At 44.8% G+C, this 18,769-nt stretch carries 21 protein-coding genes; 16 read left to right on the forward strand and 5 right to left on the reverse strand.

Annotated features, from left to right (window positions below):
* The first annotated feature begins 14 nt into the window (after positions 1–14).
* From AB4263_RS15335 to AB4263_RS15345, 3 genes are all read left to right on the forward strand, one after another.
* Positions 15–506 carry a cyclin-dependent kinase inhibitor 3 family protein gene (locus tag AB4263_RS15335; protein ID WP_372051976.1) on the forward strand — a complete coding sequence of 164 codons (492 nt, stop codon included), beginning with the start codon at positions 15–17 and terminating at the stop codon, positions 504–506.
* A gap of 96 nt (positions 507–602) precedes the next feature.
* Complete coding sequence (gene arsJ, locus AB4263_RS15340) at positions 603–1,823, forward strand: organoarsenical effux MFS transporter ArsJ (RefSeq protein WP_372098458.1); 1,221 nt, start codon at positions 603–605, stop codon at positions 1,821–1,823.
* A 169-nt stretch (positions 1,824–1,992) separates the two neighbouring features.
* On the forward strand, positions 1,993–3,006 hold the full coding sequence (locus AB4263_RS15345; protein ID WP_017061031.1) for an acyltransferase: 1,014 nt from the start codon (positions 1,993–1,995) through the stop codon (positions 3,004–3,006).
* A gap of 60 nt (positions 3,007–3,066) precedes the next feature.
* Here the strand turns inward: AB4263_RS15345 and AB4263_RS15350 are convergent, their stop codons facing one another.
* Positions 3,067–3,396 (reverse strand): DUF2500 domain-containing protein, encoded by a 330-nt coding sequence (locus AB4263_RS15350; protein WP_017061032.1) that lies wholly within the window; start codon positions 3,394–3,396, stop codon positions 3,067–3,069.
* A 244-nt stretch (positions 3,397–3,640) separates the two neighbouring features.
* Between AB4263_RS15350 and AB4263_RS15355 the strand changes: the two genes are divergently transcribed.
* The 4 genes from AB4263_RS15355 (at position 3,641) to AB4263_RS15370 (ending at position 6,681) form a co-directional block, all read left to right on the forward strand.
* Entirely contained in the window at positions 3,641–4,015 is a 375-nt protein-coding gene (locus AB4263_RS15355) for a hypothetical protein (protein WP_004736595.1), read from the forward strand.
* 927 nt (positions 4,016–4,942) lie between these two features.
* Positions 4,943–5,563, forward strand: a complete 621-nt coding sequence (locus AB4263_RS15360; RefSeq protein ID WP_372098459.1) for a lysoplasmalogenase — start codon at positions 4,943–4,945, stop codon at positions 5,561–5,563.
* A 90-nt stretch (positions 5,564–5,653) separates the two neighbouring features.
* The gene (locus AB4263_RS15365; protein ID WP_372098460.1) at positions 5,654–5,890 is read left to right on the forward strand and encodes a YecH family metal-binding protein; all 237 of its coding nucleotides are present in this window, start codon (positions 5,654–5,656) and stop codon (positions 5,888–5,890) included.
* A gap of 206 nt (positions 5,891–6,096) precedes the next feature.
* Positions 6,097–6,681 carry a YhgN family NAAT transporter gene (locus AB4263_RS15370; protein ID WP_372098461.1) on the forward strand — a complete coding sequence of 195 codons (585 nt, stop codon included), beginning with the start codon at positions 6,097–6,099 and terminating at the stop codon, positions 6,679–6,681.
* A 117-nt stretch (positions 6,682–6,798) separates the two neighbouring features.
* On the opposite strand, the gene AB4263_RS15375 is transcribed toward AB4263_RS15370, so the two are convergent.
* Together AB4263_RS15375 and rsmD are read right to left on the reverse strand one after the other, a co-directional pair.
* A complete protein-coding gene (locus AB4263_RS15375) occupies positions 6,799–7,065 on the reverse strand; it encodes a DUF1145 domain-containing protein (protein ID WP_016784000.1) in 267 nt (88 codons plus the stop codon).
* A gap of 10 nt (positions 7,066–7,075) precedes the next feature.
* On the reverse strand, positions 7,076–7,678 hold the full coding sequence (gene rsmD / locus AB4263_RS15380; RefSeq protein ID WP_017061036.1) for a 16S rRNA (guanine(966)-N(2))-methyltransferase RsmD: 603 nt from the start codon (positions 7,676–7,678) through the stop codon (positions 7,076–7,078).
* Positions 7,679–7,908: 230 nt separating this feature from the next.
* Between rsmD and ftsY the strand changes: the two genes are divergently transcribed.
* From ftsY to glpG, 6 genes are all read left to right on the forward strand, one after another.
* On the forward strand, positions 7,909–9,153 hold the full coding sequence (gene ftsY, locus AB4263_RS15385) for a signal recognition particle-docking protein FtsY (RefSeq protein WP_102321184.1): 1,245 nt from the start codon (positions 7,909–7,911) through the stop codon (positions 9,151–9,153).
* Positions 9,154–9,231: 78 nt separating this feature from the next.
* Positions 9,232–9,909 carry a cell division ATP-binding protein FtsE gene (gene ftsE / locus AB4263_RS15390; RefSeq protein ID WP_004736585.1) on the forward strand — a complete coding sequence of 226 codons (678 nt, stop codon included), beginning with the start codon at positions 9,232–9,234 and terminating at the stop codon, positions 9,907–9,909.
* A complete protein-coding gene (gene ftsX, locus AB4263_RS15395; protein ID WP_372098462.1) occupies positions 9,896–10,864 on the forward strand; it encodes a permease-like cell division protein FtsX in 969 nt (322 codons plus the stop codon). Before ftsE ends, ftsX begins: the two co-directional genes overlap by 14 nt.
* 177 nt (positions 10,865–11,041) lie before the next feature.
* Positions 11,042–11,899 (forward strand): RNA polymerase sigma factor RpoH, encoded by an 858-nt coding sequence (gene rpoH, locus AB4263_RS15400; protein ID WP_017055518.1) that lies wholly within the window; start codon positions 11,042–11,044, stop codon positions 11,897–11,899.
* 440 nt (positions 11,900–12,339) lie between these two features.
* On the forward strand, positions 12,340–12,660 hold the full coding sequence (glpE, locus tag AB4263_RS15405; protein ID WP_017061039.1) for a thiosulfate sulfurtransferase GlpE: 321 nt from the start codon (positions 12,340–12,342) through the stop codon (positions 12,658–12,660).
* Between the two features lie 58 nt (positions 12,661–12,718).
* The gene (glpG, locus tag AB4263_RS15410; RefSeq protein WP_017063770.1) at positions 12,719–13,561 is read left to right on the forward strand and encodes a rhomboid family intramembrane serine protease GlpG; all 843 of its coding nucleotides are present in this window, start codon (positions 12,719–12,721) and stop codon (positions 13,559–13,561) included.
* Between the two features lie 85 nt (positions 13,562–13,646).
* Here the strand turns inward: glpG and AB4263_RS15415 are convergent, their stop codons facing one another.
* On the reverse strand, positions 13,647–14,054 hold the full coding sequence (locus tag AB4263_RS15415; RefSeq protein ID WP_048610748.1) for a flagellar basal body-associated protein FliL: 408 nt from the start codon (positions 14,052–14,054) through the stop codon (positions 13,647–13,649).
* 162 nt (positions 14,055–14,216) lie between these two features.
* On the opposite strand from AB4263_RS15415, the gene AB4263_RS15420 reads away from it, so the two are divergent.
* Both AB4263_RS15420 and ubiA read left to right on the forward strand, forming a co-directional pair.
* Positions 14,217–14,759 (forward strand): chorismate lyase, encoded by a 543-nt coding sequence (locus tag AB4263_RS15420; protein WP_372098463.1) that lies wholly within the window; start codon positions 14,217–14,219, stop codon positions 14,757–14,759.
* On the forward strand, positions 14,760–15,614 hold the full coding sequence (ubiA, locus tag AB4263_RS15425; protein WP_010438705.1) for a 4-hydroxybenzoate octaprenyltransferase: 855 nt from the start codon (positions 14,760–14,762) through the stop codon (positions 15,612–15,614).
* Between the two features lie 101 nt (positions 15,615–15,715).
* Here ubiA and plsB read toward each other — a convergent pair whose 3' ends face one another.
* Positions 15,716–18,139 (reverse strand): glycerol-3-phosphate 1-O-acyltransferase PlsB, encoded by a 2,424-nt coding sequence (gene plsB, locus AB4263_RS15430; protein ID WP_372098464.1) that lies wholly within the window; start codon positions 18,137–18,139, stop codon positions 15,716–15,718.
* 220 nt (positions 18,140–18,359) lie between these two features.
* Here plsB and AB4263_RS15435 point away from each other — a divergent pair, with 220 nt between their 5' ends.
* On the forward strand, positions 18,360–18,722 hold the full coding sequence (locus tag AB4263_RS15435) for a diacylglycerol kinase (protein ID WP_017061045.1): 363 nt from the start codon (positions 18,360–18,362) through the stop codon (positions 18,720–18,722).
* The last annotated feature ends 47 nt before the right edge of the window (positions 18,723–18,769 follow it).

Genomic DNA, 18,769 nt, shown 5'->3' on the forward strand with positions numbered 1-18,769 from the left:
CTGGAGAAGATATAATGACACATCCAACATGGCAACTAGACCTAGAGCAAGGTGCGCTAATCCTGACTCCATGCCCAGGTACAAAAGAAGCAACGCTTGATGCATCACTGGCTCAGCTAAAAGAGCAAGGCGTTGAAGCTATCGTGACAGCACTTGATGACCATGAGCTTGCAAGCAAAGACGTGGCGGCACTTGGTGAAAAAACACGTGCGTTAGGTATGCAATGGTTCCAGATCGAAATTGAAGACGACTGTGCACCAGGTGCTGGTTTTGCTGCGAAGTGGCAAGCAGCTAGCCCTGAGCTACATAACATCGTCGATAACGGCGGCAAGGTTGCAATGCATTGTATGGGCGGCTCTGGTCGCACTGGTTTGTTCGCAGCTCACCTACTGTTAGAAAAAGGCTGGGATTTGAGCAAGGTAGTTCAAGAGGTGCAGGCACTGCGTCCAGGTGCCTTCACTAAACCTATCCAGGTTGAATACATTAATGGCGTAGCGAATAGCTAATAGTCATCAGTGTTAGACAGGGAGCTTTTGGTATCTGGAGTGTTGAACTTATCATGATCCAAAAGCTCTTTTTGTTTAGATTGCAGAGATAGCGTTATGTTTTCAAATCTAAGTAAGAGCGTTCGCCAATACATGTTGGTGACTTTTAACTACTGGAACTTCACCATTACTGATGGTGCACTTCGCATGTTGGTGGTTCTGTATTTTTACGACCTTGGCTACAGTTCGTTAGAAATCGCCTCACTGTTCCTTTTCTATGAATTCTTTGGTGTGGTGACTAACCTAATCGGTGGCTGGTTAGGGGCGCGTCTTGGCCTCAATAAGACCATGAACATTGGGTTAGGCATGCAAGTCGTCGCCTTGGGTATGCTCGCGGTGCCAACGGCAATGCTGACCATTCCTTGGGTCATGGCGGCGCAAGCCTTGTCTGGTATCGCTAAAGACCTCAATAAGATGAGTGCCAAGAGCTCAATTAAGACTCTGGTTCCTGATGAACAACAAGGCGCGCTTTATAAGTGGATTGCGATTCTGACCGGATCTAAGAATGCGCTTAAAGGGGCAGGCTTCTTTATTGGTGGTTTACTGCTTTCAACGATTGGCTTCCAATACGCCGTGCTCGCGATGGCAGCCGTGTTGGCATTGGTCTTCGTTGGCAGTGTGTTGAGCTTAGAAGCGGACATGGGCAAAGCGAAAACCAAGCCTAAGTTCAAACAGATCTTCTCTAAGTCTGAATCCATCAACATCCTATCCGCAGCACGTATGTTCCTGTTTGGCGCTCGTGATGTGTGGTTTGTGATTGCTTTGCCGATTTACCTAGGCAGTGTGTTTGGTTGGGATCACTCATGGGTTGGCGGTTTCTTAGCTGCTTGGACTATCGCTTATGGCTTTGTACAGGGCATAGCGCCGAAGATTACTGGTAAAGCTCAAGGTAAGGTGCCAGATGGCCATGCCGCGCTATTATGGGCGGGGGCGCTGGCTATAGTGACCGCTGCTATCGCTTATGCGGTACAGATTGGCTGGCAACCCGAGTTAGTTATTATCGGTGGCTTGATGGTGTTTGGTGTCATCTTTGCGGTGAACTCATCACTTCACTCATATTTGATTGTGAGTTATGCGAAAGGCGATGGCGTTTCTCTTGATGTCGGTTTCTACTACATGGCAAACGCGATGGGCCGTTTGATTGGCACGATATTGTCGGGCTTGGTATTCCAAATGGCAGGTTTGTCTGCGTGTCTGTGGGTTTCCTTCGCATTCTTGGCGATAACGACGGTGATCTCTCTGCGTTTACCGAAATTGCCGCAAATTTCAGCGGCATAAGCTTCAGCCACATGAGCCTCATTTGTGAGAGCTCAAGTCGCAGAAGCTAGAGTCGTATGAGCTAAATTCGCGATAAGTATCTCCTTTAACACTAAGCTGACTTGGTATTTATTCCGGTCAGCTTTTTTATTGCTATAGTAGAATGATTGAATATTAATCAGGCATTTACATGAAGCAGCGAATTCTCTTTTTTGATTTAGCACGATGTGTCGCGGCCGTAGCGGTTATCGCGATTCATGTTTTGGCGCCTTATCGCAATGAGTTGGGCACTATTCCTTTCGGTGAATGGCTTACTGCCATTACGGTAAACGGTTTCAGCCGCTGGGCAGTACCTGTGTTCATTTTGATTACTGGCGCACTGATGCTCAGTGATCAGCGCCCGTTTGACGCCAAATACTACCTCAAGCGTCGTTTGGGCAAGGTACTGATACCTTTCATTGTCTGGTCGCTTTTCTATACCTATCTGTCGGGCTGGTCGGCAATGGGCTTTGATGCCGACGTCAGTTGGGACGTGTTGCTTAATAGCTACCATCATTACACCTATTACCACCTTGGTTTCTTCTATTACTTCATCCCACTCTATTTTGTGATTCCGTTCTTGCAGATCATGGTTAGAAAGTACGGTGATAGATCGGTCTATGCCTTTACGGCGGTATGGTTGTTCACAACATTGCTGTTCTTACTGAAAATCGATGGCCCTTGGAGTCACGAATTGTGGTTGTACACCGGTTACTTACCATTGGGTTACTTGCTGTATAAGATTGTGCCACTTAACAAGATGACCGTTGGCGTGAGTGTGTTACTGGGTGGGCTCGCGTTACTAACCACGGTTTACATGGTGGTTGATGCAAGCTTGGTAGCAGAAGAGTACACGGTAGGGCGCTGGCTATCTTACAAAACGTTGAATACCGTATTAGCCGCGAGCATGGTGTTCATGGTATGCCGTTACTATGGTGAAGGCCTGTCTGAGAAGAGTAACCAAGTGGTTGGCTTTATCAGTAAGCACAGCTTAGGTATTTACCTGCTGCACCCGATTTTCTTGTGGCCGATGAAAGAGTTTGGTTGGTACCAAGGACATCCGGCATGGGTTATTCCATTATGGATTGTGATCAGCGGAGCTGGCGCATTATGGATGAGCTGGTTGGTGTCTAAGTCAGAGAAAACGCGTTGGTTATTGCCTTAGCGGTGATTGCTAAGGCTTTCTGATGGATTGCTTAGGGACGACAGTTGAAGCGGCTGACGTTTAGCGCTTCAACGCAAAGTGTAAGAACTTATCGCCTTGGTAGGTTAAGGTTCCTTTGTCGCCAGGGTTAAGGGCGTGGAAATAGTGGATGCCGACTTGGAATTCTCGCTTCGGACCAACCACACCACGTTGAACGTAAATCCAGTACTCTTGATCTTCTTGGCCCGGTTCTGCGTCAGGAAGGTCGATCGATTGTTTGTCTAACACCGTGACATTCACTTTCTTCTCTGGCGCATTTTCACCTTGCGAGTGTTTTCGATAGAAACCAATAAATACCCAAGCCGCTAGAGCAGCGAGAGCAAAGATGGCAAAAAAGAGTGAATTAGGCATATAACCTCCATGTAGTCGTGATGGTTATTCTAGTCTTTCAGGCAATAGGGATATGTGTTTAAAGCCGTTATTCGTGAACTGTTGTAAGCCAAGCTGATTATTTTTCGGCAGACATCACATTTAATGGTCAGTTTGGGATAAAGCATTGTTATTTATTGTCTCTTTCTCTCGTAAATAACAGTGATTTTGTATAAGAATAGGGAAATGCTCGACTAGAATTATAGTGTGGAGTGGGAGGGCTAAGATGACCGATATTGAAAAAGTGGTGACAAGAACTCGCAATATAGAGAAATTATTGAGGCTTCAATATCATGCCGAAGGCGAAGGATTGCATGAGCTTGTAACAAGCTGTGAAGAAAGGCTACCGCACGATATGGTGAGCAAGCTGCGCTATATCGCAACGTGTCGTAATAAGGTAGTCAATGAACATGAGGCTAAGTTGGAAGACCAACATAAGTTCATCATGATGTGTAACGACTGTGAGAAGGAGCTGACTCCACGTAGTGGTCGTTTTATCTGGCGAGTTGCGATCTTACTGATGATGGCAATGACTTTAGCTGCCGCAGGTTTCTATTACGCGAACTGGGATGTGCTAACACTGCATCTGTTTTCGAAGTGAAAAAATTGAACAAAAAAAGGGACGCTCATGGCGTCCCTTTTTTTATCTGTAACTTGCTTAGTACATCATCGGTAGTGTCATTAGACCTACAACTACCGCGATCATTACAAGTCCTTGTCTTTGCGAAGATGAAATCATAACACTACTCCTAAATTTGGTTGTCTCTCGCTATGTTTTAAAGAATAGCACTACTTATGGCCTTAGATCAAGAATTACTTTCGAAAGCTTTAAAAGTAGTAGAAAACTATGAGTTTTTGGCTTGTTTGGCAGTGTTTAACTGTGTTTTATGGTGTGTTCTTAATTTGTTCGTTGTGATTTATGTTTGTTCTAATTTGATTTAACTTGTTGTTTTGTAATGGTTGTTTTGTGTGATTTATATTGTTAAAGGTTGTTAAACTGTATTAATAGAGGTTGGTGGTGGCTAGGTTGGTTTTGGTTGGTTTTTTAAGTTTTCGGCTTGGTTTTTGTGGCGATTTTTACCGGAGGCTTGAAATAACCTGACAAAACTGGGCGTTAAAAAAGAAAACTGGCTACTTTACAAGTCTAGGCTTGGTTGGCGTTTTTATTTTCCTATTAATCTTGAGTTTGTTTATTTAAGTTATTGTTATTATTTACTTTAAATGTGGTTATTTTAATTTTTTAAGTGTGGTATTTTACGGAATTAGGCCGGTTTTGGTGGGGTCGATAGGTTAGAATTGGCCAAAATTCAAGTATGGCGACTTTAATGCCAGTTTGAATGGGTTTTATGATGATTCGTTCTAGTTTTAAACGAATGGCCATTGTCATGGTGGTAATTGTTACGACTTCAATCTAAAGAGACTCTTTTTAGTGGAAGCGTAATCAAGATCCAATTTTGAGGGGCTGAGGCTTTACATCAACACTCGTGTGCCTAGACTGGCGACGATTTAAAGCAATAGGGCAAGTGGTATGTGGAGTTGGTTAGCGGTTTCCTTATCTGGTATCGGAGCAATAGCAGGAACGAAACATGGACATATCGGTCAGGCCTTATCGTATAAGGTTTTTACCTATGTATTATTAGCGACCATTGCTTTAACTCAATCTGTCGTTGCTGATTTTACCTATTGGGTCGTTGCTGGGTTGGCGGTCTCTGCGATCGCAGATGTCCTGCATGCTGTTACTCAAAAACGTCCTCTGCATTTTGTTTGCTTCTTGCTGGCTCAGCTCTGTTACAGCAAAGCATTTTGGCTACAGCTATCAGGAGAAATGGTCTGGTGGTTGTTCGCGCTGCTTTTGGCGGCTTGTGTCGTTGCTTTCTTCTTACTTCTACCTCGCTTAGACAAACTCGTCTTTCCTGTCGTTATCATGGGTATCGTGCTTATTCAGCTTGCATGGGCTTCTGGTGAGCTCTGGTTGCTTGATCCTCAACTGTCGCATGCGGTCGGTTTTGCCGGTTGTGCCGTGTTGCTGCTTTCAGCATTGGCGTACGCGCTAAATTTCTATCGTAGCCCAATTAAGGGTGCCTACTTTTGGGTGACGGGCAGCTACTTTCTGGCGCACGCTCTCATTGTTGCTTCCCTTACCATTTAGAGTAGAGCTCGCTTAACTCTGAGCTACATCAAGGCAGCTCAGATGAAAGTAGGTACTCTACGTCTACTTCATTAAACATGAGATAGAGTTATGACTACCGAAATTCATGCACACAACGTTTTAACCCTACTGAGTGAAAAGCCACTGACTCGCGAAGAGCTAACATTAGCGCTTGCTCAAACCTATGGCGAAGAAGCTCGCTTCCATACTTGTAAGCTCAATGGTCTGGATTTAGATAGCCTGTTGAAGTTTTTCTTGAAGATGGAAAAGGTTGTCGTTGTCGATGATAAGCTTTGCACTGACCGCGAACGTGTGTGTAATCACTAATTCTTAGTGGCTTGTTTTATTCGTGAATAAAGAGTGGGTGCATGTTTCGGCTCCACTCTTTTCATTACCTTTCAATCTGCTTTCGCTAATTTGCCTTCTTATAACATCCCCTTTTAAAAGCATCAGTTAACCCGCTTATCACTGCGTTCGAAAATCAATGTTGAGGCTGCTATACTCCGCGCACTTACGCTTTTCGAGACAAACTTATGGAAATCTTATCTGCAGCAACCATGCTGTTTCTTATCATGGACCCGCTTGGCAACTTGCCAATCGTGCTCTCTATCCTTAAGCATATTGATCCGAAGCGTCGCCGTATTGTTCTTGTTCGTGAACTGATGTTTGCGCTGATTATCCTGCTGTTGTTCTTGTTTGCCGGTCAAAGCATCATGAACTTCCTGCACGTGCAGCCTGAAACCTTGAGCATTTCTGGCGGTATTATTCTGTTCATCATCGCGATTAAGATGATTTTCCCAAGTGCGGGCAGTATTACCGGCCTAGCGGCGGGTGAAGAACCGTTTATCGTGCCGATGGCGATCCCTATGATTGCAGGACCGTCGGTGATTGCTGCATTGATTCTGTTGTCGACACAGCACCCTGACAACATGTTAGAGCTTTCAGGCGCAGTGATGCTGGCTTGGGGCGCGACCTTCTTTATTCTGATGTTTAATGGTTTCTTCCTGCGAGTGCTGGGAGAGAGAGGGCTTAAAGCCACCGAACGCTTGATGGGCTTGTTGTTGGTCATGCTGTCGACGCAAATGTTCCTCGATGGTGTGAAAGGCTACATGGGCTAACATCAATATCATTGCTGAATAAAAAAACGCCGCTCAAATGAGCGGCGTTTTTGTCTCTACTGTTTCTGTCATGATGTTTTCTGTAGCTAAGCGTTTTATATCTGGGCTTAAGCTCGATTACATCATGTGTTTGCGTCGGATATCGAGTAAGGCGAAGACACCGAAAATCAATATTGACCACTTCTCCCAACGTGACATCTCGATCTTGTCGCCGAAAGCACCGATGAAAATCAGCATCTGCAGGCCGTGCATGAAGAACAAGAATGCTGTCATGATATAAAGCGCAATCGCAGCATTACCCGGGAACGGGTAGAAAATATTTACGATCAAGATAAACCAAACAAAAGCGATGGCTGCTTTTGCTAGTGGAAGCAAGAACTTCATTCAATAACTCCTATTCTTCAGTAATTCGATTGAACAGTCGGTAGCTTGACTGTCCGGTGGTCTTATCGCGATGCAATTCCCAGTTCTCTGGCATAGCTTCGAGTTTCAGTTCTTTCTCTGTCTCGACGTAAATGATGGCATTGTCTGCAAGCCAACCGTTACTCTCAAGCAGTTGTACTGTTTCTGCCAGTAAGCCTTTGCGAAATGGTGGATCAAGGAAAACCATATCGTAAGGAGTGCCTGGTTTCTTAAGGAAAGAGATAGCATCAGTATTCACGACATTAATGTTGTCTGCCTTGAGCTCTTTCGCGTTATCAGAAAGCTGTTTAGCCGCCTTTTGATTCATTTCGAGCAGTGTCACCATTTTGGCTTGGCGAGAAGCTGCTTCAAAACCTAGACCGCCAGAACCGGCAAATACATCCAAGCAAGTTGAATGTGGGATATCTTGAGCCACCCAGTTAAAGAGTGTTTCTTTTACTCGGTCAATGGTTGGGCGTAATCCTTCTAAATCATGAACAGGCAGCTTTCTACCTCTCCATGAGCCACTAATAATTCGAACAAAGCCTCCGGATGGCTTTTTTTGTGATGTGTTTTGCTGGCGACGTCTTACCATAGATTTTTTGACCGCTAATAAAGTGATACTATACCGAGCCCAATTTAAGTGGGTTCGTGTATTAAATAAATTTGCAATGACAAAGTGTATCAAGCTAAAAGCAAACTTATCACTGCTTTGTCATTTTTCTTTACTATTCGTTTGTACAAGCTTGTATTGTATAACAATAGCAAAGAGTCGACGTGTATTAAGTCAATACAGCTAATTAGTAGATCTAGGAAACTCCTCTGATGACGGAAAAAAAGAAGCGCGGATTATTATCGTGGCTTGGTTTTGGTGAAGAAGAACAAAGCCCAAAAACTCAGAATGAAGCGAACGTAGAAAGCGTTGAAGATCAAACTGAAGTTGAATCACAAGTTGAGGCTGAACAGGTCGCGCCTGAAGCTGAACAAGTTAAGCCAACTGAATCTGAGCAAGCACTTGAAGAAGCTCAACAAGAGCAGCAACCTGTCGCAGCAGAAGCAGAAGCAGAAGCAGAAGCAGAAGCAGAAGCAGAACAGGAAGAAGTGGCAGTTCCTCAAGCTAAGGTTGAAGAAGTACAAGAGAAGCCGACAGAAAGCTTCTTTGCTCGTCTTAAGCGCAGCCTAAGCCGCACTAAAGCAAACATCGGTGCTGGTTTCTTTGGTCTGTTCAAAGGCAAGCAAATCGATGAAGACCTGTTTGAAGAGCTAGAAGAGCAACTTCTGATTGCTGACGTGGGTATGAATACCACGGTTAAGATCATTGAAAACCTGACAGAAAAAGCATCTCGCAATGACCTAAAAGACGGTGAAGCGCTTTATGGTCTGCTCAAAGAAGAGATGGCAGACATCTTAAGCCAAGTGGAACAGCCACTGGTTGTTGATACCACTAAAACACCTTACGTTATCTTAATGGTGGGTGTGAACGGTGTAGGTAAGACAACTACGATCGGTAAGCTGGCGAAACAATTCCAAAATGAAGGCAAGAAAGTGATGCTAGCTGCGGGTGATACCTTCCGTGCTGCAGCCGTTGAACAGCTTCAGGTTTGGGGTCAGCGTAACGATGTGCCAGTTATTGCTCAGCACACAGGTGCGGACAGTGCGTCTGTTATCTACGATGCGATTGAAGCTGCGAAAGCGCGTGGCGTTGATGTTGTGATTGCCGATACTGCAGGTCGCTTGCAGAACAAGAGCAACTTGATGGAAGAACTGCGTAAGATTGTTCGTGTAATGAAGAAGATTGATGACTCTGCACCACACGAAATCATGCTAACGCTCGATGCCGGTACAGGTCAGAATGCTATCAGCCAAGCGAAGTTGTTCAGTGAAGTGGCTCCAGTTACGGGTATTACACTGACTAAGCTAGATGGTACGGCGAAAGGTGGTGTAATTTTCTCAATTGCTGACCAGTTCCAGATTCCAATCCGCTACATTGGTGTGGGTGAAGGTATTGATGACCTGCGTCCATTTGAATCTAAAGACTTCATTGAAGCACTATTTAGCCGCGAAGAGTAACGCGAGTAGCAAAGTGGTTTATCCTTAATCTGCTACCGTTTTTAAATTTGATATTAGTGATCGTAAGAGGAATTTTCGGTGATCAAATTTCAGCAAGTGAGTAAAGCCTACCGAGGTGGAAGACAAGCGCTCCAAAAAGTGGACTTTCACCTGAAACGTGGAGAGATGGCTTTTTTGGGTGGGCACTCTGGGGCTGGTAAAAGTACCTTGCTGAAGTTGATCTGCGCGATAGAGCGTCCAACTGATGGACGTGTCTGGTTCAACGATCACGATATCACTCGTATCCCAGCCAAAGACATTCCTTTCTTACGCCGTAATATTGGGATTGTTTTTCAAGACCATCGCCTGCTGATGGACCGTTCGATTTTCGATAACGTCGCTCTGCCTATGCGTATTGAATCTATTTCTGAAAACGAAATAAAACGCCGAGTCAGTGCTGCGTTGGATAAAACCGGTTTATTAGATAAAGCCCGTTGTTTGCCAAGCCAACTTTCTGGTGGTGAACAACAACGCGTGGGTATTGCTCGCGCCGTGGTTAACCGTCCAACTCTGCTTTTAGCCGATGAGCCTACCGGTAATCTAGACCCTGAATTATCTAACCGTGTGTTGCGATTATTTGAAGAATTCAACCGCGCAGGTGTGACGATCATCCTAGCGACGCATGATATCGGGTTAGTGAACACTCGCCCTCAGTACCGCCATCTTGAATTAAACCAAGGATTTTTGAGTGAGGTTGAAGACTATGGCCGCGAATAAGCGCATCAAAAAACCTCAATCTAATCGAGCAGCAAACCGCGCTTCAAGCGACGGCTTCTTTGCTGTTCACTGGAAACAAGCCAAGTCATCGTTCTCGCAAATGTGGCAGCGCCCGTTAGGCAACTTACTGACCCTTGCGGTGATCTCTATGGCGTTGGCGATGCCAGCTTGTTTGTACCTATTAGGTAAAAATGTAGGGGAAGTGGCGCAAGATGTCACTAGCCCGTCACAAATAAGTGCTTATGTAGAGGATGGTATTCCTGAGCCACGAGTAATGGTGCTTAAGGATGAAATCGAAAGTTGGGATCAAGTTGAGCTGGTGGAGTACATTTCTCCGCAGCAAGGGCTTGCAGACCTCAGCCAGTATTCTGGTTTTGAAGACGCCCTAACCATTCTCGACGATTATTCACTGCCAGGTGTGCTGGTGATTACGCCAAGCGTGCACAGCGATACCTTAATTAAAGAGCTGGCAGGCACAGTTAAACAACAAGAATTAGTGACCGATGTTCGCCTAGACGAAGATTGGTTAGCGCGATTAGATGCGATCAAAGCATTAGCGGCTGTCATCGTGATTACCTTAACGGTATTGATGCTGGGCGCGGTATTTCTGATTATCGGCAATACACTACGATTTAATGTGTTGGCGCATAAAGAAGAGATTCAAACCATGAAGCTGATTGGTGCGACCGACAGCTACATTCTTCGACCATACCTTTATGCTGGGATGTGGTTTGGCGTTTTAGGTTCGATTAGCGCTTGGGTAATGACGGCATTGATTACCGTATTGCTGAACAGCGCGGTGGATGACTTGGCTCAGCTATACGACAGCCACTTCCGTTTAATTGGCCTGAGTTGGGATGAATCTTTACTGCTTTTGATCGTCGGAACTCTGCTTGGTAGTGTGGCTGCAAAGCTTTCTGCACAGCGTCACCTAAAAGAAATTGAACCAGTTTAGGTGAATAGAGTCATATTTAGACGAAAAATAGGCACTTCTTAACCAGTTTTTGCCTTGTATAGACGAATTGATTATGCATAATTACTTCCCCCTCCTTGAAACCTGTTCATTTTAGGTTCAAGATTGTAGGGTTTTAATAGATGTATTACTCCAGATCAGAGATTGATGAGGAACCGAATGGCAAACCAAGCGTATCAAATGGCTTTAGTCACACAAGATAGTTTAGATAGCTATATCCGCTCAGCGAACAGCTACCCTATGCTGACTCCTGAAGAGGAACGTGGACTTGCAGAGCGATTACATTACAAAGGTGAGATCGACGCTGCGAAAGGCTTGATCCTTTCCCACCTAAGATTCGTGGTGCACGTTGCAAGAGGCTACTCTGGCTACGGGCTACCAATGGCTGATCTCGTCCAAGAAGGTAACATCGGCTTGATGAAGGCTGTTAAGCGCTTCAATCCAGAAGTTGGTGTTCGTCTCGTCTCGTTTGCTGTTCACTGGATCAAAGCTGAAATCCATGAATACGTTCTACGTAACTGGCGTATCGTTAAAATTGCGACCACTAAGGCACAGCGTAAACTGTTCTTTAACCTTCGTAAGTCTAAAAAGCGTTTGGGTTGGTTCAATAACGGTGAAGTTGAGACGGTTGCTCGTGAACTGGGTGTTGAGCCTTCAGAAGTTCGTGAGATGGAATCTCGCTTAGCAGCACAAGATGCGACGTTTGAAGCGCCTATGGACGATGACGATGGCGGTTCTGCTTACACTGCTCCAGTTTACTACCTAGAAGACAAGGCGTCAGACGTTGCTGAGACGGTTGAAGCGGCTAACTGGGAGTCACACACCAATAATCGCCTAGGGCTAGCACTAGCAAGCTTAGACGAGCGTAGCCAACACATTGTTCGCTCACGTTGGTTAGACGACAACAAGGCAACCCTGCAAGACTTAGCGGATACCTACAGTATATCAGCTGAGCGTGTTCGCCAGTTAGAAAAGAATGCGATGAAGAAATTGAAACAAGCCGTTGGTGATTTCTAATAGCATCTAGTTTCTATTAGCTTCTACTTTCTAGTAGAGCTAACAAATAGCTGAATTTTGAAAAGGCCGAGATCGAGAGATCTCGGCCTTTTTGTTTTGGATCGATTTCTCAACTTTTGCGATCGAAATTTGCAAAATGATTTTGTGGATAACTCTGTGAGAAGTTTATTCGTCAGCTATCTAAAAGCAGTGTGTAGTAAGGCTTTGACGGGGTTTTTCGAGTGGGGATATGTTTCAGTTAACCCACAGTTAGATCAGGATCATTACTACATGTTGTGGATCTATTTTTGAAAAGACACTTTATTCACGCAATTCACAGATTTATCCACAAATGGTGTAAAAGTGATCGCTGGTGGATAACCTTATTAAGTGGATGTGAATGTTAGCCTTGGGATAGGTTACAATGGCAGCAAAGTAAATCAGTATAAAAAGAGAAAGTCATGGACCAGTTTAAACATATCGATGTTAAAGGCGCTCAAGCCCTCATCGAACAAGGCGAAGCTCGACTTGTCGATATACGTGACCCGCAGTCTTTTGCGGTTGCCCACCCAAAAACAGCCTACCACCTGACTAACGATACGATGGTGTCATTCATGGATGAGGTTGAGTTCGAACAACCTATCTTAGTGATGTGCTACCACGGCATCAGTAGCCAAGGTGCGGCACAATATTTAGTGAACCAAGGCTTTGAAGAGGTATATAGTGTTGATGGTGGTTTCGAAGCTTGGCATCGTGCTGAACTTCCAGTGATCGCAGGTTAATGACTTTCATCACCTGAACCGCCTCAAGCATCCCTCATAGAATGAATAGGAAGTAACAATGATTAGATTGATGGTGTTAGACAATCCACGTCTTGCTCAAGCATTTATTGATTATATGGCCTCTCGTCAGATCCCTATTCAGATGTCTCCAGAGGGAGAAGGGCGTTTTGCTCTTTGGCTTCTTGATGGCCAATTTCAGGTTGAAACCGAAGCTGAGCTGAATCGTTTTCTGGCTGAGCCCAATCATAAGCGCTATCAAGCTGCATCTTGGGACATGGCAGAGACCAGAAAGAGCAACTTCCATTACCACACGCCAAGCTTCATGGGCATGATCAAAGCCAAAGCAGGCCCAGTGACACTAAGCCTGATGTTGGTGTGTGTGGTGATTTTTGCGCTGCAACAGATCGGTTTTGGCCAAGCTATTTTCAATGCCCTACATTTCCCAGCGGTGGATGGACAGCAATGGCAGCTGTGGCGTTGGTTGAGTCATGCCGTTCTACATTTCTCTGTTATGCACATCGCATTTAATATTTTGTGGTGGTGGCAGCTAGGTGGAGACATTGAGAAGAAACTTGGCAGCCTCAAGCTACTTCAGATCTTTGCTGTCTCTTCTGCGCTTTCAGGTGCTGGGCAGTATTGGGTTGAAGGGGCGAACTTCGGTGGTTTGTCTGGTGTTGTGTATGCCTTGGTTGGTTACTTATGGGTGGTTGGTGCGAAGGCGCCACAACTTGGTTTAGGTATCCCAAGACAGATTGTCGGCTTTATGTTGGTGTGGTTGGTGCTTGGGTACATGCAGCCATTTATGGCTATCGCCAATACGGCGCATTTAGCTGGCCTAGCCGCCGGTGTGATTATTGGCTTTATCGATGCGATGAAAGCACCAAGCTCGGCAAGAAGCTAACTCATATCTTCTAGTGAATAGCCAAACGATAGAGACAAAAAAGCGGCCAGATGAGCCGCTTTTTTATTGGGATTCGTTTACATCATTACTGATAAAGGTATTTGGTAAACAGTAAGTCAGCAATCAGGGTTTTACCTGTCTCTGGAAGCAAAATCTTGTTGAGGTGTTCAACTAAGGATTTTCTCAAGTCTTCACGGCCAGATAGAGACTTAATGGTTTCTTCGTTTTGTTTGCCAAGCAATTCAATCACCGCATCGCGAATCAGTGGTTGGTGATGCTCAATAGCGGCCAAGTCGTTACTATTTGCCACCATGATGTCGAGGCGAACCTGAATGTAGCCCAGTTTTTTACCTTTAGTGTAAAAATTGGTGGTCAGGTCTGGCTCTAGCGTGAAGTAGGCGAGTTTAGCTGCCGACTCCTCTTCAGCGAAACTTGATGCTGAAAAGAGTAGGGTAATCGCAAGAAATATTTGGGCTACATAACGTTTGTGCATATTTGTGACTTTTCTTTAGTTTATTCGCGATATTCGAAACGCATTAGTCTTGTTACAATGAGCGGTCTAAATCTAAATACGTTTACAATTCGAAGAACGCTTTAATTTTGTTCGAAAGTTGAAGCTTTATTGTACGTGTAAAGTCACCTATTGAATACTAGTATGAATCAGCCAATATCGCTGTATCTTAATTCGTTAATGAATGTAGATTGGCAAAGTACAGAAAAATTTGATTTTCCTAATAAAACCACCAAAGAGTGGCTTATGGAGCAAGGTTCTCTTTCCCGCAAGTTGGGGAAGTGTTGTCAGCACCTGTCTGTTGAGTTGCTTCATAATCAAGTTGTAGAACGCTCAATGTTGCAACAAGACGAGGAACATCTTTTATCATCATTTGATTGCTTGCTGCGTAAAGTGATTTTGAAGGGTGATGATGCCCCATGGGTGCTAGGTCGAACCTTGATTCCCCGTGTGACGTTAGAAGATCATCAACACTCCGACCTTTCTCAACAAGGAAATGTCCCGCTTGGACTAACGGTGTTTAGTGCTGAGAATGTCGAGCGGGATGCGCTGCAAGTCGGTTGGGTTATCGCAGGTGATGAGTGTTTACTCGCGCGTCGCTCTCGATTATGGATGAACCATAAACCGATGCTTGTGGCAGAACTGTTTTTACCAACATCACCCATTTACTCTAAGGAGAGTGTGTAAATGTTTGCCACCAAAGCGAAGGCGTACTGGCAATTAACGCGAATGAATCGCCCGATTGGTACTCTGTTACTCCTTTGGCCGACTTTGTGGTCGCTGATTATCGCCGCACAAGGTATGCCTGATTTTGATGTCTTGGTTGTTTTCGTACTCGGCGTCGTGTTGATGCGTTCAGCTGGCTGTGTGATCAATGATTTTGCGGACCGTAAAGTGGATGGCCATGTTAAACGCACCAAGCAGCGTCCATTACCCTCAGGTTTGGTTTCCAGTAAGGAAGCGATTCTGCTCTTTTTAGTGCTAGCCGTAGTTTCATTTTTGCTAGTACTCACCATGAATCCACTGACCATTAAGCTCTCATTTATTGGTGTGGGTCTGGCGTTCATTTACCCTTTCATGAAGCGTTTTACACATCTTCCACAGTTGTTCCTCGGTTTAGCGTTTAGTTGGGCGATACCAATGGCATGGGCTGCACAAACCAATGAACTACCAAGTATTGTTTGGTTTATCTTCGTTATTAATGCTTTGTGGACGGTTGCTTACGACACGCAATATGCGATGGTAGACCGAGATGATGACCTGAAGATTGGTATTAAATCGACGGCTATTTTATTTGGTCGCTTCGATAAGCTTATCGTCGGCTCTTTGCAACTTGTTACTCTAGCGATGCTGATTGTGTTAGGTATGCACTACCAATTGGGTGATACTTTCTATTGGGCATTGTTAGCCGCAGGCAGCTTGTTTGTGTACCAACAACATTTGATGCGCCACCGTGACCGAGACTTATGTTTTCAAGCTTTTCTAAATAACAACTATGTTGGTATGGCCGTAACGGTCGGTTTGTTCGTTACCTTCTGGTAAGCATCAGTTTTTATCAAACGAATATTCAAGAAAAAGGCACCCAGTGGGTGCCTTTTTTGATCGCGTTGAATCTGCTATCAGAGCCCTGCTATATACAGGAATTACTCGACTTGGTGGATACTCTCTTGAATCGTCAAACGTACTTCAGGGTAAAGCATTGAGTAGAGAAGCTTAGCGAATTGCTGAGTCTTGTCTAAATCACAGTTACCATCGTTATCCAGATATTGCTGTTGTTTCAGAGTTGCGAACATCGACGCAAACACGCCTTTATCGAAGAACTCTGGTGCATTGATGCCTTGCAGACGACCAAGTCGCTGTGCAATGTCTTGGCTCTTCTGTTCAAGATCGGATTTATCCAGATCAGGGTTCTCTGCTAACAGGTTCAAAGCAATAGAGTAGCGTTGTAGCGTTTCTGAAATCGTACGACCTAACAGCATCAGTGCTTGGCTGTTTGATTGGTTGATGGTGACTTCATTATCAGAAACCACAAGCATACCTTGGTTAACCAGCTCTTCAATGATGTTAGAAACCACGCCTTCAAGCTTGTCTTCGTCGTAGCTTAGGAACAGCTCTTTCTTCAAGAACGGGTAGATAGCAGCAACGTTCTCTTGGATCGCGTCAATTGATAAACCGCGTTGACGAATAGTCATCTGTGCAATTAACGATGGCAGAGCAAACAAGTGAATGATGTTGTTTCGGTAGTAGGTCATCAGAATTGACTGGTGACGGTCTAGCGAAATGATGTCGCCCATTGAGTCTGATTCAATCAAGAACTTGTTCAGTGATTCAGCATGTTTTACTAAATCTTCAGCGCTGTCTTTTGGCACAGTGAACGTTGCCGAATATGGAACATTCTTAAGCAGAGACAGGTAGCAATTAATCTGAGAAACCAAAGAGTCACGAGACAATGCGCGCTGTCTTGAAGCCAATAGTGCCGTTGCACAAAGGGTCAGGGCATTGGTCGCTGCCGCATCGTTAATGTGCGTCATCATTTTGGTCGCCAAGTCATTAACCACCGGGTTCATCCATTGTGGTTTGCTAGTGCCCATTGGGTCGATATCTTTAGTCCACTCTGGAGCGTGCTCGTTCAGATATTGGTTAAGCTGAATCGGCTCACCAAAGTTGACGTAGCCTTTACCAAAGTTACGCAGCTTACGAATGGTACGAATCACTAAGCTCGCGTTTTCTTTTTCTTTACGCTTACCACGAAGTTCTTTTGCGTAAGTCGCCACTTCCATCACGTGCTCGTAGCCGATGTACACAGGAACCAAAGTCACCGGGCGATTCATGCCGCGCAGCATCGCTTGAATAGTCATCGCCAACATGCCGGTCTTCGCTTGCAATAAACGACCTGTACGAGAACGCCCACCTTCACTGAAGTACTCTACTGAGTAACCTTTAGCGAACAATTCTGCCAGATATTCACGGAAAATCGTCGAGTACAGCTTGTTGCCTTTGAAGCTACGACGAATAAAGAACGCACCACCATGACGGAAAATAGGACCGGCAGGGAAGAAGTTCAGGTTGATACCCGCAGCGATATGCGGCGGCACCATGCCTTCGTGGTAAAGCACGTAAGAAAGCAGTAAGTAATCCATGTGACTACGATGACAAGGCACATAAACAATCTCGTGACCATCTTGAGCCAGCTTACGAACTGTTGAAGCGTTGCTGATATGCAGGCCTTGGTACAACTTATTCCACAACCAACCAAGAATCTTCTCACCGCGTTTGATTAGCGAGTAAGAGAAGTTCGCAGCAATCTCGTCCATGATGTCTTGAGCTTCTTTGCTCGCTTTCTCGATCGAGATGTTCTTTGCTTGTGCTTCATCTTCAATCGCTTTCTTGATCGCTTCAGATTTTAGTAGGCGGTCAAACAGAGCTTGGCGACTTGGCAGGTTAGGACCTGATGCTGCAAGTTTTTGGCGAGAAAAGTGAATACGTGCCACGCGCGCCAATTTGTGCGCGATGGTGCTGTCGGTACCGTGTGAGTTAGCCATGTAGCGTAGAGAAACCACTGGGCTGAAACGAACCAGACAGTCACGACCGGCTAGCAATACAGCTTTTGATTTCTCTAAGCCGTTCATTGCCTGTAGGTAAGGCTTCTGGTTATTCTCTTTACCAGGCTTACGTCCCCACAGCACTGTAGCAGGGATAACTTGAACATCGAGTTCAGAGTCGTCAGCGTGCAGTGAAAGCAATTCAGAGAACACTTCAATTGAAGAGCTTGGTACATAATCATCGTCTTGTAGCAGAGTTTTGCGAGAAGAGATGAAAACGTAGCGTTGCAGTGATTTGCCGTTGATTTCAAGCTTGCTCAACGGATCGGGTAGGCCTAATTCAAGTGCATGTTTTTGCAATGTAAGAATGTCGACACTTGAGCGAAACGGTAAGGCGTATACAATCGGTTTGCTCAAATCAATGTTCAAATCCTCAACAGGGTTTGAAGGAATTGATGTGCCCTTTACCAATACGGATAAAGGTAGCTTCATTAATGAACGTGAAAAAGATTGTCCAGAAGACATATAGGTTCACTGCCTCAATAGTTATTTCAATGTGCTGAAGCGTATCTCTATTTCTCTGATAAAAAGGATAAATCCTATGAGTGAAATAGGGATAAGCCTAGGCGTAAATTTAATCGATGCAAGAATACCAGAAACTGGTCTAACCTTTTAATGGAAATAGTCATATTGCCGTTAAGTTTGTGGAAAATCATTCATCGACTGATTGAGTATAGGGTTAAAAATGACCAAAAAATCAAACACCGGATTCAAACGCATCATCAAAGCAGCAGGCTTTTCATGGCAAGGCATTACGAGTTCGTTTAAAAATGAGGCTGCATTTCGACAGGAAGTGTTCATGGCGGTCGTGCTTATTCCGTTGGCATTTTACCTAGATGTAAGCCAAGTTGAACGAATCTTAATGATCTCATCGGTGGTATTGGTGATGGTTGTCGAGCTAATCAATACCGCGATTGAAGCGGTTGTCGACCGAATCGGCAGTGAACATCATGAGCTTTCTGGGATGGCGAAAGATGTCGGTTCGGCAGCAGTTTTCATCTGTTTGGCACTCGCAGGTTATGTGTGGCTAGAGATCCTGTTTTTGTAATTTGCTAAAAATGAACTAAAAACAACCAATTGCTTTGCTTTTGTTCA

The organism is Vibrio sp. 10N.261.55.C5 (assembly GCF_041470505.1).
Lineage (GTDB): Bacteria > Pseudomonadota > Gammaproteobacteria > Enterobacterales > Vibrionaceae > Vibrio > Vibrio crassostreae_C.

Excerpts from the sequence above, each read along its gene's own strand:
- AB4263_RS15335 (WP_372051976.1), top strand. The coding sequence starts at position 15 with ATGACACATCCAACATGGCAACTAGACCTAGAGCAAGGTGCGCTAATC.
- arsJ (WP_372098458.1), top strand. The coding sequence starts at position 603 with ATGTTTTCAAATCTAAGTAAGAGCGTTCGCCAATACATGTTGGTGACT.
- AB4263_RS15345 (WP_017061031.1), top strand. The coding sequence starts at position 1,993 with ATGAAGCAGCGAATTCTCTTTTTTGATTTAGCACGATGTGTCGCGGCC.
- AB4263_RS15350 (WP_017061032.1), bottom strand. The coding sequence starts at position 3,396 with ATGCCTAATTCACTCTTTTTTGCCATCTTTGCTCTCGCTGCTCTAGCG.
- AB4263_RS15355 (WP_004736595.1), top strand. The coding sequence starts at position 3,641 with ATGACCGATATTGAAAAAGTGGTGACAAGAACTCGCAATATAGAGAAA.
- AB4263_RS15360 (WP_372098459.1), top strand. The coding sequence starts at position 4,943 with ATGTGGAGTTGGTTAGCGGTTTCCTTATCTGGTATCGGAGCAATAGCA.
- AB4263_RS15365 (WP_372098460.1), top strand. The coding sequence starts at position 5,654 with ATGACTACCGAAATTCATGCACACAACGTTTTAACCCTACTGAGTGAA.
- AB4263_RS15370 (WP_372098461.1), top strand. The coding sequence starts at position 6,097 with ATGGAAATCTTATCTGCAGCAACCATGCTGTTTCTTATCATGGACCCG.
- AB4263_RS15375 (WP_016784000.1), bottom strand. The coding sequence starts at position 7,065 with ATGAAGTTCTTGCTTCCACTAGCAAAAGCAGCCATCGCTTTTGTTTGG.
- rsmD (WP_017061036.1), bottom strand. The coding sequence starts at position 7,678 with ATGGTAAGACGTCGCCAGCAAAACACATCACAAAAAAAGCCATCCGGA.
- ftsY (WP_102321184.1), top strand. The coding sequence starts at position 7,909 with ATGACGGAAAAAAAGAAGCGCGGATTATTATCGTGGCTTGGTTTTGGT.
- ftsX (WP_372098462.1), top strand. The coding sequence starts at position 9,896 with ATGGCCGCGAATAAGCGCATCAAAAAACCTCAATCTAATCGAGCAGCA.
- rpoH (WP_017055518.1), top strand. The coding sequence starts at position 11,042 with ATGGCAAACCAAGCGTATCAAATGGCTTTAGTCACACAAGATAGTTTA.
- glpE (WP_017061039.1), top strand. The coding sequence starts at position 12,340 with ATGGACCAGTTTAAACATATCGATGTTAAAGGCGCTCAAGCCCTCATC.
- glpG (WP_017063770.1), top strand. The coding sequence starts at position 12,719 with ATGATTAGATTGATGGTGTTAGACAATCCACGTCTTGCTCAAGCATTT.
- AB4263_RS15415 (WP_048610748.1), bottom strand. The coding sequence starts at position 14,054 with ATGCACAAACGTTATGTAGCCCAAATATTTCTTGCGATTACCCTACTC.
- AB4263_RS15420 (WP_372098463.1), top strand. The coding sequence starts at position 14,217 with ATGAATCAGCCAATATCGCTGTATCTTAATTCGTTAATGAATGTAGAT.
- ubiA (WP_010438705.1), top strand. The coding sequence starts at position 14,760 with ATGTTTGCCACCAAAGCGAAGGCGTACTGGCAATTAACGCGAATGAAT.
- plsB (WP_372098464.1), bottom strand. The coding sequence starts at position 18,139 with ATGTCTTCTGGACAATCTTTTTCACGTTCATTAATGAAGCTACCTTTA.
- AB4263_RS15435 (WP_017061045.1), top strand. The coding sequence starts at position 18,360 with ATGACCAAAAAATCAAACACCGGATTCAAACGCATCATCAAAGCAGCA.